The sequence below is a fragment of the Flavobacterium alvei genome (assembly GCF_002920895.1).
GTDB classification, from domain to species: domain Bacteria; phylum Bacteroidota; class Bacteroidia; order Flavobacteriales; family Flavobacteriaceae; genus Flavobacterium; species Flavobacterium alvei.
The window spans coordinates 463,160-483,357 of sequence record NZ_PQVG01000004.1 but is presented as its reverse complement, the minus strand read 5'-3'; the positions used below and the strand labels follow the sequence as shown (position 1 = coordinate 483,357).

Genomic DNA, 20,198 nt, shown 5'->3' with positions numbered 1-20,198 from the left:
TTGCAATGATTAACAAACGTCTTTTAATTAAAAACCTATTGGCTCACAATGATGAGAGCAGTTTTTATGACAAAAAACGCCAGTTGAATTTGCATTCAAGAGAAGGAAAAGCGAAGTTTTTGAAACATATTTGTGCCTTATCCAACTCGAATCCTGCCAATAATTCCTATATTGTTGTGGGAGTTGAAGACCACGATAATGAAATTGTTGGTGATGACTTTTTTGACGACAGTCGCATTCAGAATTTAGTAAATGCTTATTTAGAAAATCCACCCAAAATTCAATACGAAAACGTGCCTTTTCCTAATTTACCCAAAGACAAAGTAGTAGGATTAGTAACCATAAAGGCCAATAGCAAAATCTCTCATTTCAAAAAAGGGATTCATACGATTCCTGTCAACAGTGTTTTTATTCGACGTGGCAGCAACACGATTCCAATTGAAGAAGAAATCGAAAAAAATTATCAAAATACGGAAACCGTTATTGGTATTGAAAATAATTCCAGAAATAGTATTGGCTACACGCTGGATGGCGTGATCGATTTTATGAATTTTCGCCACAAAGATATGGCACCCAAATACAAAGTTTTCAAAGAATTATTTGTCATTTGCTGGGCCGGAGTTCCTAAAAAATCCCGTGACAAAACCTTTCTTTCCCGAGTGGATATTGAACTCATCAACGAGCAAATCAAGCTGTTTTACTCGGCTCAGGATGTGGTTACAATTACTTTTGACGAAGATTCTTTTACGATTATCGAATATGTTCCTTTGGGCTTGAATGACAAAACGAGCTTTTATCCTTTAGAGAAACAAACCCTGCTTTTTCACGACAATGGCTATTATAAAATTGATCGGGAATTTCTGTTTCAACCGCCAGAATTCAATAAGAAAATGTTGTTTCATATTTACAATTCCAATATTTCATTGTTGAATAAACTCCAAAAAGGGCTTTCGTTAACCGAGCGTGAACTGAAGGATTTAGAGAATTTGCCTTCTACTTTTATGATTTGCTACCTCAACGGATTTGAAGATGCTAAACAAAAATTGATAGATGCAAAACCACTTTTGAAACCGTTCACTTCTGTATATTTGTCTTTCAAGGAAGCCTTACGAATTTTGAGGAAAATGAAGTATGATGTGCAGTAAATTTGAAGTTAAACACTAACCAAAAAAATGGAGCTAAAATTACTAAAAAACATATGGAAAACAGATGAAAGTTATTTGGGTTTTTATTGTACAAACATATTTCAATCATCCGTAATCTATCCGAATTTAAAAGAATTACTAAACAATAACATTCTAAAAGAAGAAGAGTTTTGTGATGTAAGTCATTCGAGAAAAGAAAAGAAAAGAAAATGAATTCCGATTATTATGGTGCTTTTATAAAAAACAAAATATACGAATCTGATTTCATAAAACTAAATTTTGAAGAACTTAAATCTAAAATCTCTGAATATTGGCAAGATGATAATTGGGGTTCAGATTTACCAATATTTAAGAAAAATTTTGATTTGGCTTTATCAGATTTGAGAGACTTTGACTTAAATAATAGAGAATACTATTATATAGAAATTGAAGAACTTAATCCTGATAAAATAATTGATCCAAATTTTTTTGTTTATTTGGTTTGTGTAATTTCAATTGAAGAAAAATCGAATAAAATAATAACTTTAACTTTTGGACTTGATTAAAAAAATCGGATTATCACAACCTTTAAATAAATTATTTTAAGACAAAACAAACAAAATAGAATGAGAACACTAGTTATAGGCGACATTCACGGTGGTTTGCGGGCGCTGCACCAAATTATGGAAAGAGCCAATGTTACCCAAAAAGATACCTTGATTTTTCTAGGCGATTATGTTGATGGTTGGAGCCAATCGCCACAAGTGATTGACTATTTAATCGAATTGAAAACCACACACAATTGCATTTTCATCCTTGGCAATCACGACCAATTATTACTAAAATGGCTTGATGAAAGTATTGATAACCCAATGTGGTACAAGCATGGTGGAGAAGCAACCGTTTTAGCCTATGCTAAAACCAGCAATGAAACCATTCAAAAGCACATTAAATTCCTAAAATCATTAGACAATTATTATCTAGACGAACAAAATCGCTTGTTTGTTCACGCTGGTTTTACTAATATGAATGGCGTGGCTTACGAATTTTTTCCGGAACTTTTTTATTGGGACAGAACCCTTTGGGAAACCGCATTAGCATTGGACAAAAAGATGAAAAAAACGGATTTATTCTATCCAAAACGATTGACATTGTACGAAGAAATCTACATAGGTCACACGCCAGTTTCCAGAATTGAAAAAACCACTCCTGTAAACATGGTAAATGTTTGGAATATTGATACAGGAGCAGCCTTTAAAGGGCCATTAACAATTATGGATGTCGATACAAAAGAATTCTGGCAAAGCGAACCACTGCCTAATTTATACCCAAGTGAAAAAGGGAGAAATTAAAAAAACTATATTTGCTAAAAATTAAATTAAAAAACAATGAAGAAAATTTTAACAATCGCATTATTTAGCGCATTTTGCTTGGCAAATGCCCAAGCCTTTAAAGGAAAAGGAGACACAAAACTGAACATTGGGATGACCATTCAAAATGGAGGAACTGGAATTTTAGCTTCAACTGATTTTGGACTAGGAGAAAACTTTTCTGTTGGAGTACTGGGTTCTTATTTGTTAGGCGGAAGCCAAATTCAAGACGTTCCTGCCGAATATCGCTTTGATGTTAAAGCAAGATTTAATGCCAATTTAGGAAGTGTTTTAAACGTTTCACCAAAATTTGACGTTTATCCTGGTTTGAATTTAAGCTTGAAAAACTTTGGTGGTCATCTTGGCGCAAGATATTTCTTCTCAGATGGATTTGGTATTTTTACTGAAATTTCTACTCCTTTTGCAAAGTATGACAACGATGCGGTATCTAAATACAACAATAGCACTGCTTTTAATATTGGAGCAACTTTCAATTTAGACTAACCAGTTTTAAACCAATAAAAAAGCGGCTTGATGAGAATCTTGCCGCTTTTTTTATGGATTATATTAGTAAATTAAATACTAGCTTTAACAAAAATTCTCTTTAACACCCCGTTTTTTTCAACTCCTTGAACAATTAAATTAAACTGTTTACTTGTTTTATGAAAAACTTTACAATGAATTAATTTGATATGTCCAAGATATAATTCTCCTTTAAAGACTTTAACAGCCTTATTATCGTATTGATTATTTGGTTCCAATTCATATCTTAAAATATCTCCAATAAAAACCTTATCTGAAGTTATTTGAGCTTCGGATAAATTAGTGATTTCTGTAACAAAAGATAAATCATCAACAGGGTTAAAATTAGCTAAAAATTCAAAATTATCAGTAGGTAAAAGTCCTTGGGTAAAAGCCAACATATAAAATTTATCTTCTTTCTTATTTAAATCAATATTCCAAAATTCATAAAAATCTTGTAAATCAGGCCTTTCACTACGCATTAATCGTTGTCCGAAAATTTCAATTACATTTTCAGTATAAATTTTTTCTGTATCAGGAAAACCTTCGTAATGAATAAAACCCAACTTCTTGGCTTCTTCAACACCTTTTGGATTGTATTGAAAGCGGATTCCTTCCGAGGCACTTTTTTTAATAGTACCAACAGAAATTCTTCTACTGCCTTTGCCCGGTCTCCAGATAAGGTGTATGTTTCCTATTGCTTTCATAAATATTGGATTAATTTTTCGATGCGCAAAGTTACCAATTTAAACATCAATTGTTTTCTTGATTCCGATAATTTAAAGTTAATTAAATCCTTTGGAACATTTATATCGACATTTTCAATTATCTCTTTTATTGATTCAGTGTTGTTTTTTTTCTCAACTCTAGCTATATATTTTTTAGTTTCAGCAGGATAGTTTGTCAACAACAATTCTATAAGCTCAAAATGATTTCTCTTTTTTAAATGTCCTTCCCAATGAATTTCTGATTCTCCTTTTCGAATATATGCTTCTATCATTTGAGAATCGTTAAGCATTTTTATAACTTTTTCATCGATGTGTTCTCTTCCAAGACAACAACCGCTATCATAGATTGGAGCAAATTGATGATTGTATAAATATGAAATATATTTAGGATTCATATTAACCTGAATTTTAACTTCTTCTTTCAAATTATTGTTTGATAATTTCTTAAGTTTATTTTTAATTTTATCAAATGCCGTCAAAATTTGCTCTTTAACTATATTTTCATCTTGTTCGTAAGTAGATAAAACACCCCAATTTTCTTGATGTCTATCTGAATTACCAATAATGCTATCAAACACAATAATTTCAATAATATTTTCAATATAGTTTCCTAGATAAAATTTTTCTAAAGCATTACAAATAAATTGAAATGTATAATCCTTCTTATGCTCACTTGGAATGTATTTTGAATTAAATCCAGTCAAATAGGTTATCCCTTCTGTTAATTTGTTTTTAGAACTTAAAACCATCGACTTTGAAAGACATCCAATCTTTTGTTTATGCTTACTATCATAAGCAATATTATAGTCCAACATTGGAAATTCTAAAAATTGACCTATTTTAGAAGAAACTATTTCAGACCAAAATTCTGTTGGAAATTTTATTTCCCCTGTTAATGTTTCTTTTGAACCTTTAAAAAAATACTCCTCATTTGTATCGGGATGCAAAGCAATATATTTACTCCGACTACCTCCAGTACTATAATGAACATTTTTATGCCAACCCGAAATATCTGTAAACGTTGCCTCTAAATTGATCATCAATTATATTTTTGACTAATTTATAAAATTTATTTTCATCTAAAATTACAAATCAAATTTTATTCCTTGTGCCAATGGCAAACTCGTGCTATAATTAATCGTATTGGTTTGACGACGCATATAAACTTTCCATGCGTCAGAACCTGATTCTCGTCCTCCACCGGTTTCTTTTTCTCCACCAAAAGCACCTCCAATTTCGGCACCCGAAGTTCCAATATTGACATTAGCAATACCACAATCAGAGCCTGATACTGACAAAAATAATTCGGCTTCACGCAAATTGTTGGTCATAATCGCCGACGATAATCCTTGCACAACGCCGTTCTGAATTTCGATGGCATTTTCTACCGAACCCGAATATTTCAAAAGATATAAAATAGGTGCAAAAGTTTCGTGTTGCACAATTTCGAATGAATTCTCAGCCTCTGCAATGGCAGGTTTTACATAGCAACCGCTTTGATAATCATCGCCCGAGAGCACTCCTCCTGGCACTATAATTTTTCCACCTTCGGCAACTACTTTTTCTAATGCTTTTGAGTACATCTCGACAGCCTGCCAATCAATTAATGGTCCCACGTGATTTTTTTCGTCCAATGGATTTCCTATTTTTAATTGGCCATAAGCCCGAGCCAAAGCTTCTTTTAGTTTGTCATAAATACTTTCGTGAATAATCAATCTTCGGGTTGAAGTGCAACGCTGTCCTGCTGTTCCAACAGCTCCAAAAACGGCTCCGATTACTGTCATTTTTATATCGGCATCTGGTGTTACAATAATGGCGTTGTTTCCGCCCAATTCCAGTAATGATTTTCCTAAACGAGCTGCCACATTTTGCGCCACAATTTTCCCCATTCGAGTAGAACCTGTGGCCGAAATTAATGGAATTCGTTTATCGTTAGTCATTAATTCTCCCACTTTATAATCGCCATTGATAAGACAAGAAATCCCTTCTGGAAGATTATTTTCTTTAATCACTTCGGCAATAATATTTTGACAAGCAATTCCGCAAAGAGGTGTTTTTTCGGATGGTTTCCAAACGCAAACATCGCCACAAATCCAGGCCAAAGCCGTGTTCCAGGACCAAACTGCAACAGGGAAATTAAATGCCGAAATAATTCCAACAATTCCCAAGGGATGATATTGTTCATACATTCGGTGATTAAGACGTTCGGAGTGCATGGTCAAACCGTGTAATTGACGTGAAAGTCCCACAGCAAAATCGCAGATGTCTATCATTTCCTGAACTTCGCCGTAGCCTTCTTGCAATGATTTTCCCATTTCATAGGAAACTAATTTTCCTAAAGCTTCTTTATTTTTTCGTAATTTATCTCCAAACTGACGCACCATTTCGCCTCGTTGTGGCGCTGGCATTAATTTGAATATTTTGAATGCATCTGTGGCGGTCTTCATTACTTTTTCATAATCAGACTCGGAAGTGGTTTTTACTGAAGCTATTAATTTTCCGTCAACTGGCGAATAGCTTTCGAGAATTGCTCCATTAGAAAAACTATTGATGCCTGTTGAAGACCCATCGTTTAAGGATTTGATGCCCAATTGTTTTAGGGCTAATTCTATTCCGAATGAATTGGCTATTGTTGTCATTGTAACTTTATGGATTAGAATTGTTATATTTATTTACAAATATATTATTTTAAGTAGCAATTACGAATTGTCAACTAAAACATATTCTTTTTCTTGAACAAGAACACTCCGAAAACCGATACTAAAAGTGATATAGACAACACAATCCAAAATCCGAATGGGTTGTTTTCGAAAACATTGGGAACATTCATTCCGTATAAACTGGCGACCAAAGTGGGTATCATCAAAATGATGGATATTGAGGTCAGCCTTTTCATTATAACATTCAAATTATTGGAAATAACAGAAGCATAAGCGTCCATCATTCCGGTAAGGATGTTGCTATAAATGCTGGTTGTTTCTTCGGCTTGGCGCAATTCGATTTCGACATCTTCTAACAATTCTGGGTCGTAGGTGTCTTTATGGGCTTTTAGATTTTTGATTCGGCGAAACAAAACGTCGTTGCCTTTAAGGGAAGTAACAAAAAACACCAAACATTTTTCTATTTGCCACAAAGCTTGTAGCTCTTCGTTTTTGATGGATTCTTCGAGGTTGTCTTCGGCGAGTTTGATTCGCTGATTGATTTGTTTTAGGTATTTCAAGAACCAAATACTGGATGACAAAAGCAATTTTAGCACTAAATCGAAGTCATTTTCGATAGTGATTTTCTTGCGTTTGGTATATAAAACAAAGTCTTTCAGAATTTCGGTTTGATGAAAACAGAGCGAAAGAAACACATCGTCTTTGAACATTAATCCCAATGGAGCTGTGTTGAACGGCAATTTTGGATCATTGCTTTTGAAAGGAATTCTAAGAATAATAAGCGTCCAACCGTTTTCTAATTCAATACGAGGACGTTCGTCTATATCTTCGATGTCGTTATAAAAATCTTCGGGAATTTGGAGTTCTTTGAGTAGAAATTTGGTTTCTTCTTTTGTGGGACAAACTACATTGATCCAGCAATTGTCTTCACGATTTTCGGTTTGAGTTAAACCTTTGTTGTTTTTGTAATAGGTAATCATAATGCAATGCGATGTTTTTAGGAATATCGCTTACATTAGGCAACGATTATTCCTGTTTGTGATTTGTTTTCTTCGAATAATAATCGTCCATGGTGGAGGCTAAAATTTAATTTTTGGCAAAAATAGGGTTTTAAATTGCTATAACCCTTAATTCTTTCTTAATTTAAATGCTAAAGTAGTTTTTTGCTATTTGAGCGAGGTGTTTTTGAAACCATTAAGACCGCCAAAAAAATCACTTTGGACGATTTCTTTGAAACTATCTTAATGGTTTGAAAATTGTTTTTTTAAAAGTAAAAAATTACTCTTTTTTTACCACAATACTCGTGGGATTGTAAATTTGTGGTATTTGTTTTGGGTCATTTTTATAGGTGGTAATTTTACCTTTTATGAAAATGGTTTTATCTTTCAAATCTTCGATTTTGATGTTTAGTTTTTCGAGATAATTGTTGGTGATTACTACCGTAAAAACGCTTTCGGGATAAGGTTTATCGATGTTGATGTAATTGGTAAATTTGCCTTCGGAGGCGAGCTTGAAGGAGACTACCTTTCCCACTACACAAACTTCTTTGTCCATATATTCTTGAACTTTAGCCGTTGTGATGGTGTCTTGCGAAAAACAAGGTATTGATGCTAGAAAAAATAATGTTATTATTAGATTTTTCATTGTAATGAATTTGTTATTATTTTACCTCTTTGACTAAATAAATATAAACTGGAAAGTGGTCGCTGTATCCTATTTCGTTTTCTGAATGTCGCAAAGGATAGCCAGCATATCGTCCGAATTTTTCGATCATAAACGGCTTATTGTAAATTCCTGCTTTCCAATATTGATAAGTAGAAAAATCGGGTTTTATTAAGGTTTCCGAAACCATAATTTGGTCAAAAATATCTCCTGAATCTCTATAAAATAAAGTGGCATTTCCGTCTTTATACATTTGCTCAAAAGGATTGAAAATACCAAATGGCTGTACTTCAGATTTTTTTAGTTTGGCTCCAACTCCAACTTTCACACTTTTATTATAGCTTCCGTCATTCAAATCACCCATCAAAATGATTTTGGCTTTTGGGTTCACTTTATAAATAGAATCCATCGTTTTTTTTGCTAATCTTCCTGCAGCTTCGCGAAAGGGACTGCTCTTTTTCTCTCCTCCAGATCGTGATGGCCAGTGATTGACCAATACATTTACTTCTTCACCATCAAGAAAACCAGTTACTAACAGAATATCTCTAGTATAAACTCTATTGTCATTAGTCACCTCTATTTTATCTTTATCGACTTTATCTTCTTCGGTTTCTTTTTCCTTTTCGTTATTGTTTCCTCTGTAAATTATTAAAGGAATGTTGATGAAGCTCGTGGGTTTGAAATACTTTTTTTTATACAAAAGAGCTACATCAATACCTCTTCTGTCTGGGGAATCAAAATGTACGATTCCGTAATCTTCTTGTATTAGATTAGGCTGTTTTACTAAGTCTTCAAGAACGCCACGGTTTTCTATTTCGGAACCTCCAATCAAGGTAGGTGCTTCTTTTTGTTGGTCATTTGTGCCAATTTGCATCAAGACTTTCGAAAGATTTTCTAATTTTTGCTTGTATTTTTCTGAAGTCCATCGCTGAAGTCCTTTTGGAGTCCATTCATCATCATTGTTAGGATTGTTTATGGTGTCAAATAAATTTTCGAAATTATAAAAGGCTACAGTTCGGACAGCATATTTTTTTTGTTGCGCATTGGCTCCAAACAAAGAACAGAAAACTAACAAAACAACAATGATATTTTTGATTTTCATGATATTATATTATTATAGTGTGAAATTTAACAAAAACTTAAGCGCAAAAGTAGATAATAAAAATTATAAATGTAGCTTTGTATTCGTTAAGAATTGATAATTCTTATGATTATGAATTAACTTTAATTATAACATGAAAAAAATTATTTTTAGTGCACTATTTGTGATGCAAATAGTCTTTTCTTTTGGACAATCGAACGCCGGACTTACTGGTAAAGTAGTCGATTTCAAAACACAAAAACCCATACAAAGTGTTATTGTGTCTATTCAAAATACCAATTTAATGCAACTTTCTGACTCAAACGGAACATTTTCTTTTGACAAAGTTGAGCTTGGAAAACAATATGTACGTCTTAGAACCAATGGCTACAAAGAACAGTTACTAGAGGTAGTAATTACCGAAGGAAAAATAGTCGATTTAGGCACTGTAACTTTAGAAGAAGACATTACTACCGAACAACAAAACACGCTAATTACGATAACCGACAATGACTTGAGCGATGACAATAGCGGTTCCGAAAGTACTGCGGGGTTGCTACAAGCTTCAAAAGATGTTTTTCTACAAGCAGCAGCCTACAATTTTGGACAAGCTAGATTTAGTGTTCGTGGTATTGACAATGAATATTCTAGTATCTTAATAAACGGAATTTCGATGAATCGCGTTTCAGACGGAAGACCGCAATACAGCAACTGGGGTGGACTAAATGACGCCACTAGAAATCAAGAGTTTACAAACGGTTCAGCTCCGTCCGATTATACTTTTGGAGGAATTGCTGGAACACAATATATTTCAACAAGAGCCTCGATTTACAGACCAGGAACTCGTATTTCATTCTTAGGAACCAATACCAATTACAACTACAGAGCTATGGCCACTCACTCTTCGGGTATGGACAAAAACGGATGGGCTTATGTAATTTCGGGAGGAAGAAGATGGGCACAAGAAGGTCATTTTGATGGAACTGATTATGCAGCCAATTCCTTGTTTGCTAGTATCGAAAAGAAAATCAACGACCACCACAGCATCAACTTTACTTCGATTTATGCTCAAAATAGAAGAGGAAAAAATTCACCAAATACCCAAGAAGTTACCGACTTGAAAGACTTTAAATACAACTCCTACTGGGGTTACCAAGAAGGTGAGAAAAGAAATTCTAGAGTAAAAGATGTAGAAGAGCCTATTTTCACTTTAAGTCATTATTGGAAATTCAACACAAACACAAGACTTAATACCAATGTTTCGTATCAATTTGGACAAATAGGAAATAGCCGTATCGATTATCAAAAAGCAGATAATCCAGATCCTAATTATTACAAAAAATTACCAAGTTATTATACAACATTATACACCTACAGTAATGATGTAGCCACTTACACTCCAGACTATGCTGCTGCCGAAGAAGCAAAAGCAAATTTCCTTGCACAACCACAAATGGACTGGACAGCAATGTATAGAATGAATAATGAAAACATTACAAACGGAAGCCGTTATGTTCTATATGAAGATAGAACTGACGACAAAACTTTGGTTGCCAACACGATACTTTCTTCTCAACTAGCCGATAATATTGTAATGAATGCCGGAGGTAGTTTTACAAAATCGAAATCATCCAATTTCAAAAATCTAATCGATCTTTTGGGAGGAACACATTTTAATGACATCAACACTTTTGGTTCAACAGAAGACGAACAACAATCCGATTTAAATAATCCTGCAAGAACTGTTGTTGTAGGCGATAAATATGGATACAATTACATTATTGATGCCACTAAAATTGATGCTTTTACTCAATTTAAATTCACCTACGACAAAGTAGATTTTTATCTTGGACAATCTTTTACAAGAAGCAGTTATCAAAGAGAAGGTTTGTACAAAAACGGATATTATCCAGACAATTCATTAGGGAAAAGTGAAAAATTAAACTTTGACAATTTCGGATTTAAAGGAGGAATGACATACAAATTGACTGGACAACATTACTTCGATTTCAACGGAATATATATGACAAAAGCACCGAACACTAAAGATGTTTTTCCTAATGCTCGTTTAAGCAACGATATCACAGACAACATCAAAAACGAAACTATAAAAAGTGTTGACGCTAGTTACATCATCAGAATGCCAAGCCTTAAAGCTCGTTTCTCAGCTTATTTTAACGAAACAGAAAACACAACGGATATCGCTTTTTATTATGCCGATAATATTAGCGTAGGAAATGGAGAATTTGTTTCGGAAGTAGTTTCTGGTCAAAACAAAAGAAATAAAGGAATTGAAGCAGGATTAGAATATCAAATTACTTCTACCATAAAAGCTACTGCTATAGCTGCTTTTGGCGAATATACTTATACAAATAACCCTAATTTAGCGATTCACGCTGACGGGGTTACCACAGATATTTTCAACGGTAAAGCAACTATGGAAGGCTACAAACAAGCCGGAATGCCTCAACAAGCCTACTCTGCTGGTTTAGAATATCGCGATCCAAAATTCTGGTGGATTGGAGCAAACGTAAATTATTTGTCTAACAATTATTTAGATGTTGCACCATTATTGAGAACTTCACAGTTTATAACCAACTCCGATGAAGCCAATTTCCCTTATGATGCAGTAACTGCCGCTAGTTTTTTAGCACAAGAAAAATTTGATGCCTTCACTTTAGTTAACCTTGTTGGAGGAAAAACTTGGAGAATCAAAGAAAAAACTTTGGGATTGTTTGCCAACGTGAATAACGTATTTGATATAGTATATAAAACAGGTGGATTCGAACAAGCCAGAAACGCTTCGTACAGCGAGTTATACAAAGATCACCAAGGGCCAACTCGCTCTTTTGGTCCAAAATATTTCTACGGATACGGAAGAACATTTATGGTTAATTTATATTTAAACTTTTAAGAATTAAGCTTTATGAAAAATAGTATAAAAAATAGTTGCATCATTTTGGCGACCTTGGGGTTGTTCTCCAGTTGTGTGAATGATACTTACGATACTCCAAAATTTGATTGTGTAAATCCCGGTTTGACCAAAACTAAGGAAGTAAACGATTTATACACAAGTGCACCAGCAAATGGCACAACACTAATTTATCCTGCTGCTGCAAAAGACCCTGTAACTGGAAAAGAAATTTTTGATTACATCGAAGCTTATGTAATTTCTAGTGACGAAGGCGGAAATTTCTACAAAAGCATGTATTTTCAACCTACTGATGGTTCGAAAGGATTTAACCTTTCTATAGATGAAGTGAATCTTTATGGCAAAAACTTTCAACCTGGAAAAAAAGTGTTTCTAAAACTTAACGGATTGGCCTATGCAAATCCAACCAGTTTTGGTAGAGGCTTAATTTTCGGAGCACCTCCAACAGAACAATTTGCAGTAGATAGATTGGCTACATTAGTTTATCCAAAACACCTTATTGCTTCTTGTGATGCAGTAAGCGAAGATGCTATTGTCAAAAAAATTACTTTAGCACAGGCCTTAAACGGAGCGGCTTATTTGAATACTTTAGTCGAAATTGATGATGTTCAATTTACGGACGAAGCTGCTGGCGGAACCTACGATTCCAATAGAAATGATGATTTTGATTCCAGTATTTTTGTAACAAACGGAACAAGTAATTTAACCATTAGAACCAGCCGATTTGCCAATTTTGCGGGTTATAAAGTTCCAACAGGTAAAGGAAAAATTAGAGGAGTTTTGACTAGATACAATTCAACCTACCAAATTATTATGAGAACCGAACGGGATGCGAATATGCCAAACCCTAGAGTAGATTATACCCCTGCAATTATTGGTGCAAATTCAAACGTTTTCCCATCAACAGTGAATGAAACTTTCGAGAGTTATACTTCTTCACCATCTCAAACTAATTTTCCAAATTACATCAATGAAGCTGCTGTAGGTTCAAGATATTGGGGAGTATTGACATTTAGTAGTAACAAATACATCCAAATGACTTCGTTTGGATCTGGTGGTGCTAATAACACTTATTTATTTGTTCCAGTAAATATGACAGCAGCAAGTACTTTTTCATTCAAATCGAATATGGGATTTTGGAACGGAGCTGTTTTAAATGTTTATTATGTTTTAGCAACAAATTATACTCCTGGAGGAAAAGTTGACACTTCAAAAATGGTCAATATCACTTCAAACTTTACCATTCCTACTACTCCAACATCGGGTTATGGAACCACCTTTACAGCTAGTGGCGTTTATGCCATTCCAGCAACGGTAACAGGAAACGGTTATTTTGTGTTTGAATATGCTGGAAATGCAAACGCTTTCCCAGCAGTAACAACCACTTTGCAATTGGATAATATTTCAGTAAATTAATCTTTTATTGTGAAAAAATAAATCTAAAAGGCTTCCGTGATATGGAAGCCTTTTTTATTCTTTAAATTTCATTCCAATGAAAAAATTTTATACCCTACTCCTTTTAACTTTTAGTTATATAACTTCTGGTCAGGTTGTTATCAACGAATTAGATTCTGATACACCAAGTACGGATGACAAAGAATTTATCGAATTAAAATCGACCACGCCCAACTTTCCGTTAGACGGTTATGTATTGGTTTTCTTCAATGGAAATGCCACTTCCACCACCGCCAACAAAAGTTATTACACCATAGATTTAGACGGATTGACCACCGATGCCAACGGAATTGTTCTCATTGGAAATTCACTTGTTTCTCCATCTCCAGACAAAATATTTCCAGACAATATCATTCAAAATGGTGCCGATGGCGTTGGATTATACCTAGGAAACTCCTCCGATTTTCCCGACGACACTTTAGCAACGACCACAAACCTCATCGACGCTTTAATGTATGACACCAAAGATGCCGATGCTACAGCTTTAATGGCTTTGTTAGGAGTTTCTGTTCAATATGACGAAGGACAAAACAGCCTTCAAACCACCCAATCTATTCAAAGAAAAAATGACGGAACCTATGAAACCAAAAACCCAACTCCTGGAGCTAATAATGATGGAAGTGGAATCATTTTCAACGGAATTTCAATAACCGCAAATACTGTCAATAAAAATGAAGGCGATAGTTTTCCAATAACTTTCACAATCCAAACCAATGTAACCAGCGATTTGACATTTACTTTTACTTTAAATAATTCTTTTTTCACCTCTGCCGATTTTTCTGGCAATACTACTGTTTTAATTCCTTCAGGTTCCAATACTTTCACCACAACTATCACACTTATTGACGATGTTTTGAACGAAGGCGACGAAGTTTTGAAAATTAAAATAGGTGCAATTCCTGTTCAATACAAAAAACTCAACGACAATATCGAAATTCGAGTGGTCGATAATGATTTTACCGTTGCTCCATTCGGAACACCTTTAAATCCAACCTATGGCATTGTTTCCAGTACAGCTCCTGCGGGATATTATGCCTCGCTTGAAGGACTTTCGGGAGCTGCTTTAAAACAAGCCATTCAAGATATTATTGCCAATCCAGCTGTTGTTCATGCTCATAATTATGGCGATATTATTGATATTCTAAAAACCGCCGATCAAAACCCTTTGAACAGCAACGAAGTTTGGTTGATGTATGTTGAACAAGGCCGTTCCAAACTAGAATTTCAAGACACCGGAATCAATACCGGAAAATGGAATCGCGAACACATTTATCCGCAATCGCGTGGCGGTTTTACCGATGGAACCGAAAGTATTCCAGACGGAATTAATTTTTGGTTGCCGACTAATGCCGACGATATTCTTGCCGGTCACGCCGATGCCCATCACCTTCGTGCCGAAGATGGTGCCCAAAACAGCCTTAGAAATAACAACGATTATGGCTTAACAGGCTACAACGGTCCCAGCGGAACCAAAGGTTCGTGGAAAGGCGATGTGGCACGTTCCGTTTTTTATATGGCAGTTCGCTACAATGCTTTGAGTATTGTCAATGGAGATATTGCCGACACCACCGTTGGGCAATTGGGCGATTTGGCTTCGCTCTTAACTTGGAATACGTTAGACCCAGCCGATGATTTTGAAATGAACAGAAATAATTATATTTACACTTGGCAAGTCAACCGAAATCCGTTTATTGATTATCCCGATTTGGCGAATTATATTTGGGGAGCAAAAGCTGGTCAAACCTGGCATTTCAATTTGTCGAATCCTGATTTTGTGAATTTAAAAGTGACTCTTTATCCTAATCCAGCCCAAAAATCGATTACGATTTCTGGTTTGAATGAAGAGGCTAACATCGAAATTTACAACAGCCTTGGAGCAAAAATTTTGGAGCAGAAAATTTATGGAGAAACAAAATTAGCCATTGATTTTCCAACTGGAGTTTATTATGCCAAAATCCATTCAGAGGACAAAACAGTTGTCAAAAAATTACTAATTGAATAAAAATATGATTGCTATTAGAAACTTTTTTAAAAATAACAATGCTGTTTTTTATAAACTTCTAATCCTTATTTTTGTTTTTCAATCTATAAATTTCCAAGCCCAAACCAGTATGATTACACCAGCCTATTTACAAAAAGGAGACACCGTTGCCATTGTGTCAACAGCCCGAAAAAATATTGATGACAATCTGAAACCTTCAATAGATTTATTGCATTCTTGGGGATTAGAAGTCGTTATAGGAAGCACGATTGGATTGGATTATAATCAATTGGCTGGAACGGATGAACAACGTGCTGCCGATTTTCAACAACAAATGGATAATCCCAACATCAAAGCTATTTGGTGCGTTCGAGGTGGTTATGGCACCGTTCGAATGATAGACTTATTAGATTTTACTAAATTCAAACAACATCCAAAATGGATTGTAGGTTTCAGTGATGTAACGGTTTTGCACAACCATCTCAATACGATGGGATTCAAATCCATTCACGGCACGATGCCTGTTAGCATTGCAACTACAGCCCCCGAATCTAAAGCGTCTTTGAAAAGTGCTTTGTTTGGCGAACCGATATCATATAAAATTAATCCCTTTCCGATGAATCGTTTTGGCAAAGCTACGGGCGAATTAGTTGGCGGAAATTTGTCTATTTTAAATAGTTTGTTCGGGTCTAAATCAGCGATTGACTGTACCGACAAAATCTTATTCATCGAAGATTTGGACGAATACCTCTATCATATCGACCGAATGATGATGAACCTGAAACGCAACGGCTGTCTTGAAAGTATCAAAGGAATTATTGTGGGCGGAATGACAAAAATGAAAGACAATGACATTCCTTGGGGAAAAAATGCCAATGAAATTGTGCAAGATATAACCCAAAAATACAATATCCCAATTCTCTATAATTTCCCAGCAGGACACGTTCACGACAACAGAGCCTTGATTATGGGAAATACCGTTAGTTTGGAGGTTAATGAAAATGGTGGTACGGTGGTTTTTGAGTAAAGAGAATAGAAGAAAGAGTAAAGAGGATAGACTTTAAAAGGTTGATTCCGATTTCTTTTTTCTTTGCTCTTTATTCTATTTTCTGAAATCTAAAATCTGCATTCTAAAATCTAAAATTTCTATGGCTTCACACAACGAATTAGGAAAACTGGGAGAAGAATTAGCTGTTGAATTTCTTCAGAAAGAAGGCTATGAAATTCTGGAAACCAATTGGACTTTTCAAAAAGCAGAAATCGACATTATTGCCAAAAATCAAAATACACTTGCTATTGTTGAAGTAAAAACTCGCTCATCGTTAGAATTTGGTTTGCCCCAAGATTTTGTGAAACCAAAGAAAATTCAACTTCTTGTAAAAGCAGTAAACGAATACGTAATTTCAAAAAATATAGATATTGATGTTCGTTTTGACATTATCGCCATCCACAAAGAAGACAAATCTTTTGTAATTGAGCATCTTAAAGACGCTTTTTATCATTTTTAATAAAAAAATTTAATGTTATATTTGTAACAAATTGTTTTTTATTTATCTTTGCAGAAGTTTTTAAACCAAAAACCAAGTACAAACTAAGTAAAAACACCTATTTTGCCATGAAAACTGTTTCCTCTATTGTAGAAAATTACATCAAAACAAAGCCATTTTTACTAAATGCTTTGTCGCTTGGAATCATCAATTTGACCTCTTTGTCCAGAAATATTATGGTTGAATTGGAATCAGAATTTGGAAAAGAAGTCAAACAAGGCGCTGTTGTAATGGCTTTAAAAAGACTAACCGAAGAGTTGGATTTTAGGCTGAATCACAAGATCAATAAGGTTATCAAAAACATTGGCGAAATCACCGTTCGCTCTTCGTTGACCGATTATACTTTTGCAGCTTCGGATACTGTTTTGAACAAACAAGCCGATTTAATTACCGATATCAATACTTTTTCGGATATATTTTATACCTCATCAAGAGGTGTAAATGAAACTAATATTGTAGTGAGCAACACCGTAAATCATTTGGTTGACAAACATTTTGCCAACGAAAGATTAATTCAAAAACTAGAAAATTTAGCTTCGATTACCGTTAAATTACCGAAAGAAAATATAGTTGTTCCTGGAATTTATTATTTTATTTTTCAGCGTTTGGCTTGGGAAGGAATTATCATCAATGAAGTCATTTCGACTTCAAACGAATTCACTATTTTGGTTAGCGAGGATGAAGTAGATATCGCATTCAAAGTGATTAAAGATTTGAAAAACTAACAACTTTTCTTTTTTTATATAGAAACGAGGCCATAGTGCTTCGTTTTTTTTTGTTAAAATTAAAAATTATAATAAGAACTTTCTAATCCCTAAATTTACATTCTAAAAATAGAACATTTCCCATGTTAGCTCCTGCTTATCAAAAATTAAAAGATAATTTATCAAAATCTATTGATCCCAAAAGAATTTTGGACAATCCGTTGCAAACCCTTGCTTACGGAACCGATGCCAGTTTTTATAGACTTATTCCTAAAATTGTAATTCTAGCTCACAACGAAACGGAAATAATCGAAATCATCAAACATGCCAAAATACTCGATATCGCTTTGACTTTTCGGGCAGCAGGAACCAGTTTGTCTGGTCAAGCGATTACCGATTCGGTTTTGGTGGTTGCCACTCACGGTTGGAAAAATTTTGAACTTTTAGAAAACAATCAAAAAATAAAATTAGAACCCGGAATTGTTGGAGCAAGAGCGAATACATTTTTAGCACCTCACGGATTAAAAATTGGCCCCGATCCGGCGTCAATTGGTGCAGCAATGATTGGCGGAATTGTTGCCAATAATGCCAGCGGAATGTGCTGCGGAACAGCTCAAAACTCCTATCAAACCATAGCCGATATCCGAATTGTATTAAACGACGGAACTATTCTTGACACCGCAAATCAAGATAGTGTTGCTGCTTTCAAAAACAATCAAAAAGGCTTAATTCAAGAAATAGAAAGCCTAAGAGATACCATCAAAAACGATGAAACTTTGTATCATTTCATCAAGAATAAATTCAAAATAAAAAACACCACAGGCTACAGCATCAATGCTTTGGTTGATTATCAAGATCCTATTGAAATCATCAAACATTTGATGGTTGGATCGGAAGGGACTTTGGCTTTTATATCCAACGTAACTTTCAAAACAGTCATTGACGAAAAGTACAAATCTTGCTCTTTGATTATTTTCAACACGATTCAGGATGCCTGCAATGCTACTATTTTATTAAAATCAAGTCCTGTTGCTGCCGTAGAATTATTGGATAGAGAATCCATTCGTTCAGTCGAATTTGATCCAGATGCGCCAACCTATTTCAAAACATTACCAGAATCAGCCTGTGCTTTATTAGTCGAATGTCGAGACAATGATTTGGAAGTTATACATCAAAAACAAGAACAAATTCGACTGCAAATTCAATCCATTCCAACCTATACGGATTATGAATTTACGAGAGACCCCAAACAATATTATTTCAATTGGAAAGCTCGAAAAGGTTTATTACCAACGGTTGGCGGACTCCGAAAAAACGGAACTTCGGTCATCATTGAAGACGTTGCTTTTCCATTACCACAATTGGCTGATGCATGTTTGGCCTTGAAAGATTTGTTCAAGAAATACGAATACCACGATGCCGTTTTATTTGGTCACGCCTTGGAAGGAAACTTGCATTTTGTATTTTCTCAAGATTTTTCAAACCAAACCGAAGTCGATCGATATGAAAAACTGATGGCTGAATTGGCCGATTTAGTTGTGAATCAATTTAATGGTTCCTTAAAAGCCGAACACGGAACAGGTCGAAATATGGCGCCATTTGTGGAAAAAGAATGGGGAACAGCTGCTTACGAAATCATGAAACGCATCAAAAACATCTTTGATCCTCATAATAAAATCAATCCAGATGTTTTAATCAATCCAGATCCAAAAGCGCATCTCAAAAACCTAAAACCAATGCCAGAATCTCACCTCATAGTGGATAAATGTATGGAATGTGGCTTTTGTGAACCGCATTGCGTTTCTGAAGGATTGACTTTATCACCCAGACAACGTATTGTCATTGCCCGAGAAATTAGCCGTTTGGAAGAAACGAATGAAGACCCAACTCGATTAGCGGAAATTCAGAAAGATGTCACCTATCAATTAGATGAAACCTGTGCCACCGATGGGCTTTGTGCCTTGGCTTGCCCAGTAAACATTGACACTGGGAAATTTGTAAAAACTTGGCGTGCCAACGAATTAAAATCTGGCAATAAAAAAGTTGCTGCTTACATTGGCTCTCATATGGCAGGAACTACGGCAATTTTGAGAGTGGGATTGAAAATGGTTTCCTTTTTTCATTCCATTTTTGGCACTAAAATTATGACGGCTTTATCTAATTGTTCCCATTTTATAAGCTTTGGAAAAATTCCAAAATGGATTCCCGAAATGCCTAAAGGCGCCCATAAAATTAACACCAAAAACTGACCATAGATTCTCATTGATAAAATCAATTATCCCCAAAGTCACAAGTTTAAAGTTATAAAGTCTTGCTGATTGTAGAAAAATTGTGTCTAATAAATGTACCCAAAATACTGAAGTAGAAAATCCAATTAGTCTCAATTTAGTAGGAACTTTTGACCTTAGACTTTTGACTTGCCACTTTTAGGT

The 20,198-nt window shown here is 34.8% G+C and carries 17 protein-coding genes; 11 read left to right on the top strand and 6 right to left on the bottom strand.

The genetic code is table 11. The features are described from left to right. Positions 1-5 precede the first annotated feature (5 nt). The 4 genes from C3L50_RS09460 (at position 6) to C3L50_RS09440 (ending at position 2,998) form a co-directional block, all read left to right on the top strand. Complete coding sequence (locus tag C3L50_RS09460; protein WP_103805923.1) at positions 6-1,145, top strand: ATP-binding protein; 1,140 nt, start codon at positions 6-8, stop codon at positions 1,143-1,145. Between the two features lie 209 nt (positions 1,146-1,354). After that, entirely contained in the window at positions 1,355-1,690 is a 336-nt protein-coding gene (locus tag C3L50_RS09450) for a hypothetical protein (RefSeq protein WP_103805921.1), read from the top strand. Positions 1,691-1,750: 60 nt separating this feature from the next. Then, entirely contained in the window at positions 1,751-2,476 is a 726-nt protein-coding gene (locus tag C3L50_RS09445; RefSeq protein WP_103805920.1) for a metallophosphoesterase family protein, read from the top strand. Between the two features lie 36 nt (positions 2,477-2,512). Then, complete coding sequence (locus tag C3L50_RS09440; protein WP_103805919.1) at positions 2,513-2,998, top strand: DUF6646 family protein; 486 nt, start codon at positions 2,513-2,515, stop codon at positions 2,996-2,998. A 71-nt stretch (positions 2,999-3,069) separates the two neighbouring features. Here the strand turns inward: C3L50_RS09440 and C3L50_RS09435 are convergent, their stop codons facing one another. The 6 genes from C3L50_RS09435 to C3L50_RS09410 form a co-directional block, all read right to left on the bottom strand. Next, on the bottom strand, positions 3,070-3,723 hold the full coding sequence (locus tag C3L50_RS09435; RefSeq protein WP_103805918.1) for an HIRAN domain-containing protein: 654 nt from the start codon (positions 3,721-3,723) through the stop codon (positions 3,070-3,072). After that, complete coding sequence (locus C3L50_RS09430) at positions 3,720-4,784, bottom strand: HipA domain-containing protein (RefSeq protein ID WP_103805917.1); 1,065 nt, start codon at positions 4,782-4,784, stop codon at positions 3,720-3,722. Before C3L50_RS09430 ends, C3L50_RS09435 begins: the two co-directional genes overlap by 4 nt. A gap of 45 nt (positions 4,785-4,829) precedes the next feature. Next, positions 4,830-6,383 (bottom strand): L-piperidine-6-carboxylate dehydrogenase, encoded by a 1,554-nt coding sequence (gene amaB, locus C3L50_RS09425; protein WP_103805916.1) that lies wholly within the window; start codon positions 6,381-6,383, stop codon positions 4,830-4,832. Between the two features lie 74 nt (positions 6,384-6,457). Next, a complete protein-coding gene (locus C3L50_RS09420) occupies positions 6,458-7,384 on the bottom strand; it encodes a magnesium transporter CorA family protein (protein WP_103805915.1) in 927 nt (308 codons plus the stop codon). 298 nt (positions 7,385-7,682) lie between these two features. Next, positions 7,683-8,048 (bottom strand): hypothetical protein, encoded by a 366-nt coding sequence (locus tag C3L50_RS09415; protein WP_103805914.1) that lies wholly within the window; start codon positions 8,046-8,048, stop codon positions 7,683-7,685. Positions 8,049-8,064: 16 nt separating this feature from the next. Beyond that, entirely contained in the window at positions 8,065-9,168 is a 1,104-nt protein-coding gene (locus tag C3L50_RS09410) for an endonuclease/exonuclease/phosphatase family protein (protein WP_103805913.1), read from the bottom strand. Positions 9,169-9,301: 133 nt separating this feature from the next. Here C3L50_RS09410 and C3L50_RS09405 point away from each other — a divergent pair, with 133 nt between their 5' ends. From C3L50_RS09405 to C3L50_RS09375, 7 genes are all read left to right on the top strand, one after another. Beyond that, positions 9,302-12,061, top strand: coding sequence for a carboxypeptidase-like regulatory domain-containing protein (locus C3L50_RS09405; RefSeq protein ID WP_103805912.1), 2,760 nt, complete (start codon positions 9,302-9,304; stop codon positions 12,059-12,061). Positions 12,062-12,073: 12 nt separating this feature from the next. After that, positions 12,074-13,495: a DUF5689 domain-containing protein gene (locus C3L50_RS09400; protein WP_165783994.1), complete on the top strand. Its 1,422-nt coding sequence runs from the start codon at positions 12,074-12,076 to the stop codon at positions 13,493-13,495. A 76-nt stretch (positions 13,496-13,571) separates the two neighbouring features. After that, positions 13,572-15,536 carry an endonuclease gene (locus C3L50_RS09395; RefSeq protein ID WP_103805911.1) on the top strand — a complete coding sequence of 655 codons (1,965 nt, stop codon included), beginning with the start codon at positions 13,572-13,574 and terminating at the stop codon, positions 15,534-15,536. A gap of 109 nt (positions 15,537-15,645) precedes the next feature. Next, a complete protein-coding gene (locus C3L50_RS09390) occupies positions 15,646-16,542 on the top strand; it encodes a S66 peptidase family protein (protein WP_243400358.1) in 897 nt (298 codons plus the stop codon). 121 nt (positions 16,543-16,663) lie between these two features. Then, the gene (locus C3L50_RS09385; protein WP_103805909.1) at positions 16,664-17,023 is read left to right on the top strand and encodes a YraN family protein; all 360 of its coding nucleotides are present in this window, start codon (positions 16,664-16,666) and stop codon (positions 17,021-17,023) included. A gap of 107 nt (positions 17,024-17,130) precedes the next feature. Next, positions 17,131-17,787, top strand: coding sequence for an aspartate kinase (locus tag C3L50_RS09380; RefSeq protein ID WP_103805908.1), 657 nt, complete (start codon positions 17,131-17,133; stop codon positions 17,785-17,787). Positions 17,788-17,909: 122 nt separating this feature from the next. Next, complete coding sequence (locus C3L50_RS09375) at positions 17,910-20,015, top strand: FAD-binding and (Fe-S)-binding domain-containing protein (RefSeq protein WP_103805907.1); 2,106 nt, start codon at positions 17,910-17,912, stop codon at positions 20,013-20,015. Positions 20,016-20,198: the final 183 nt, after the last annotated feature.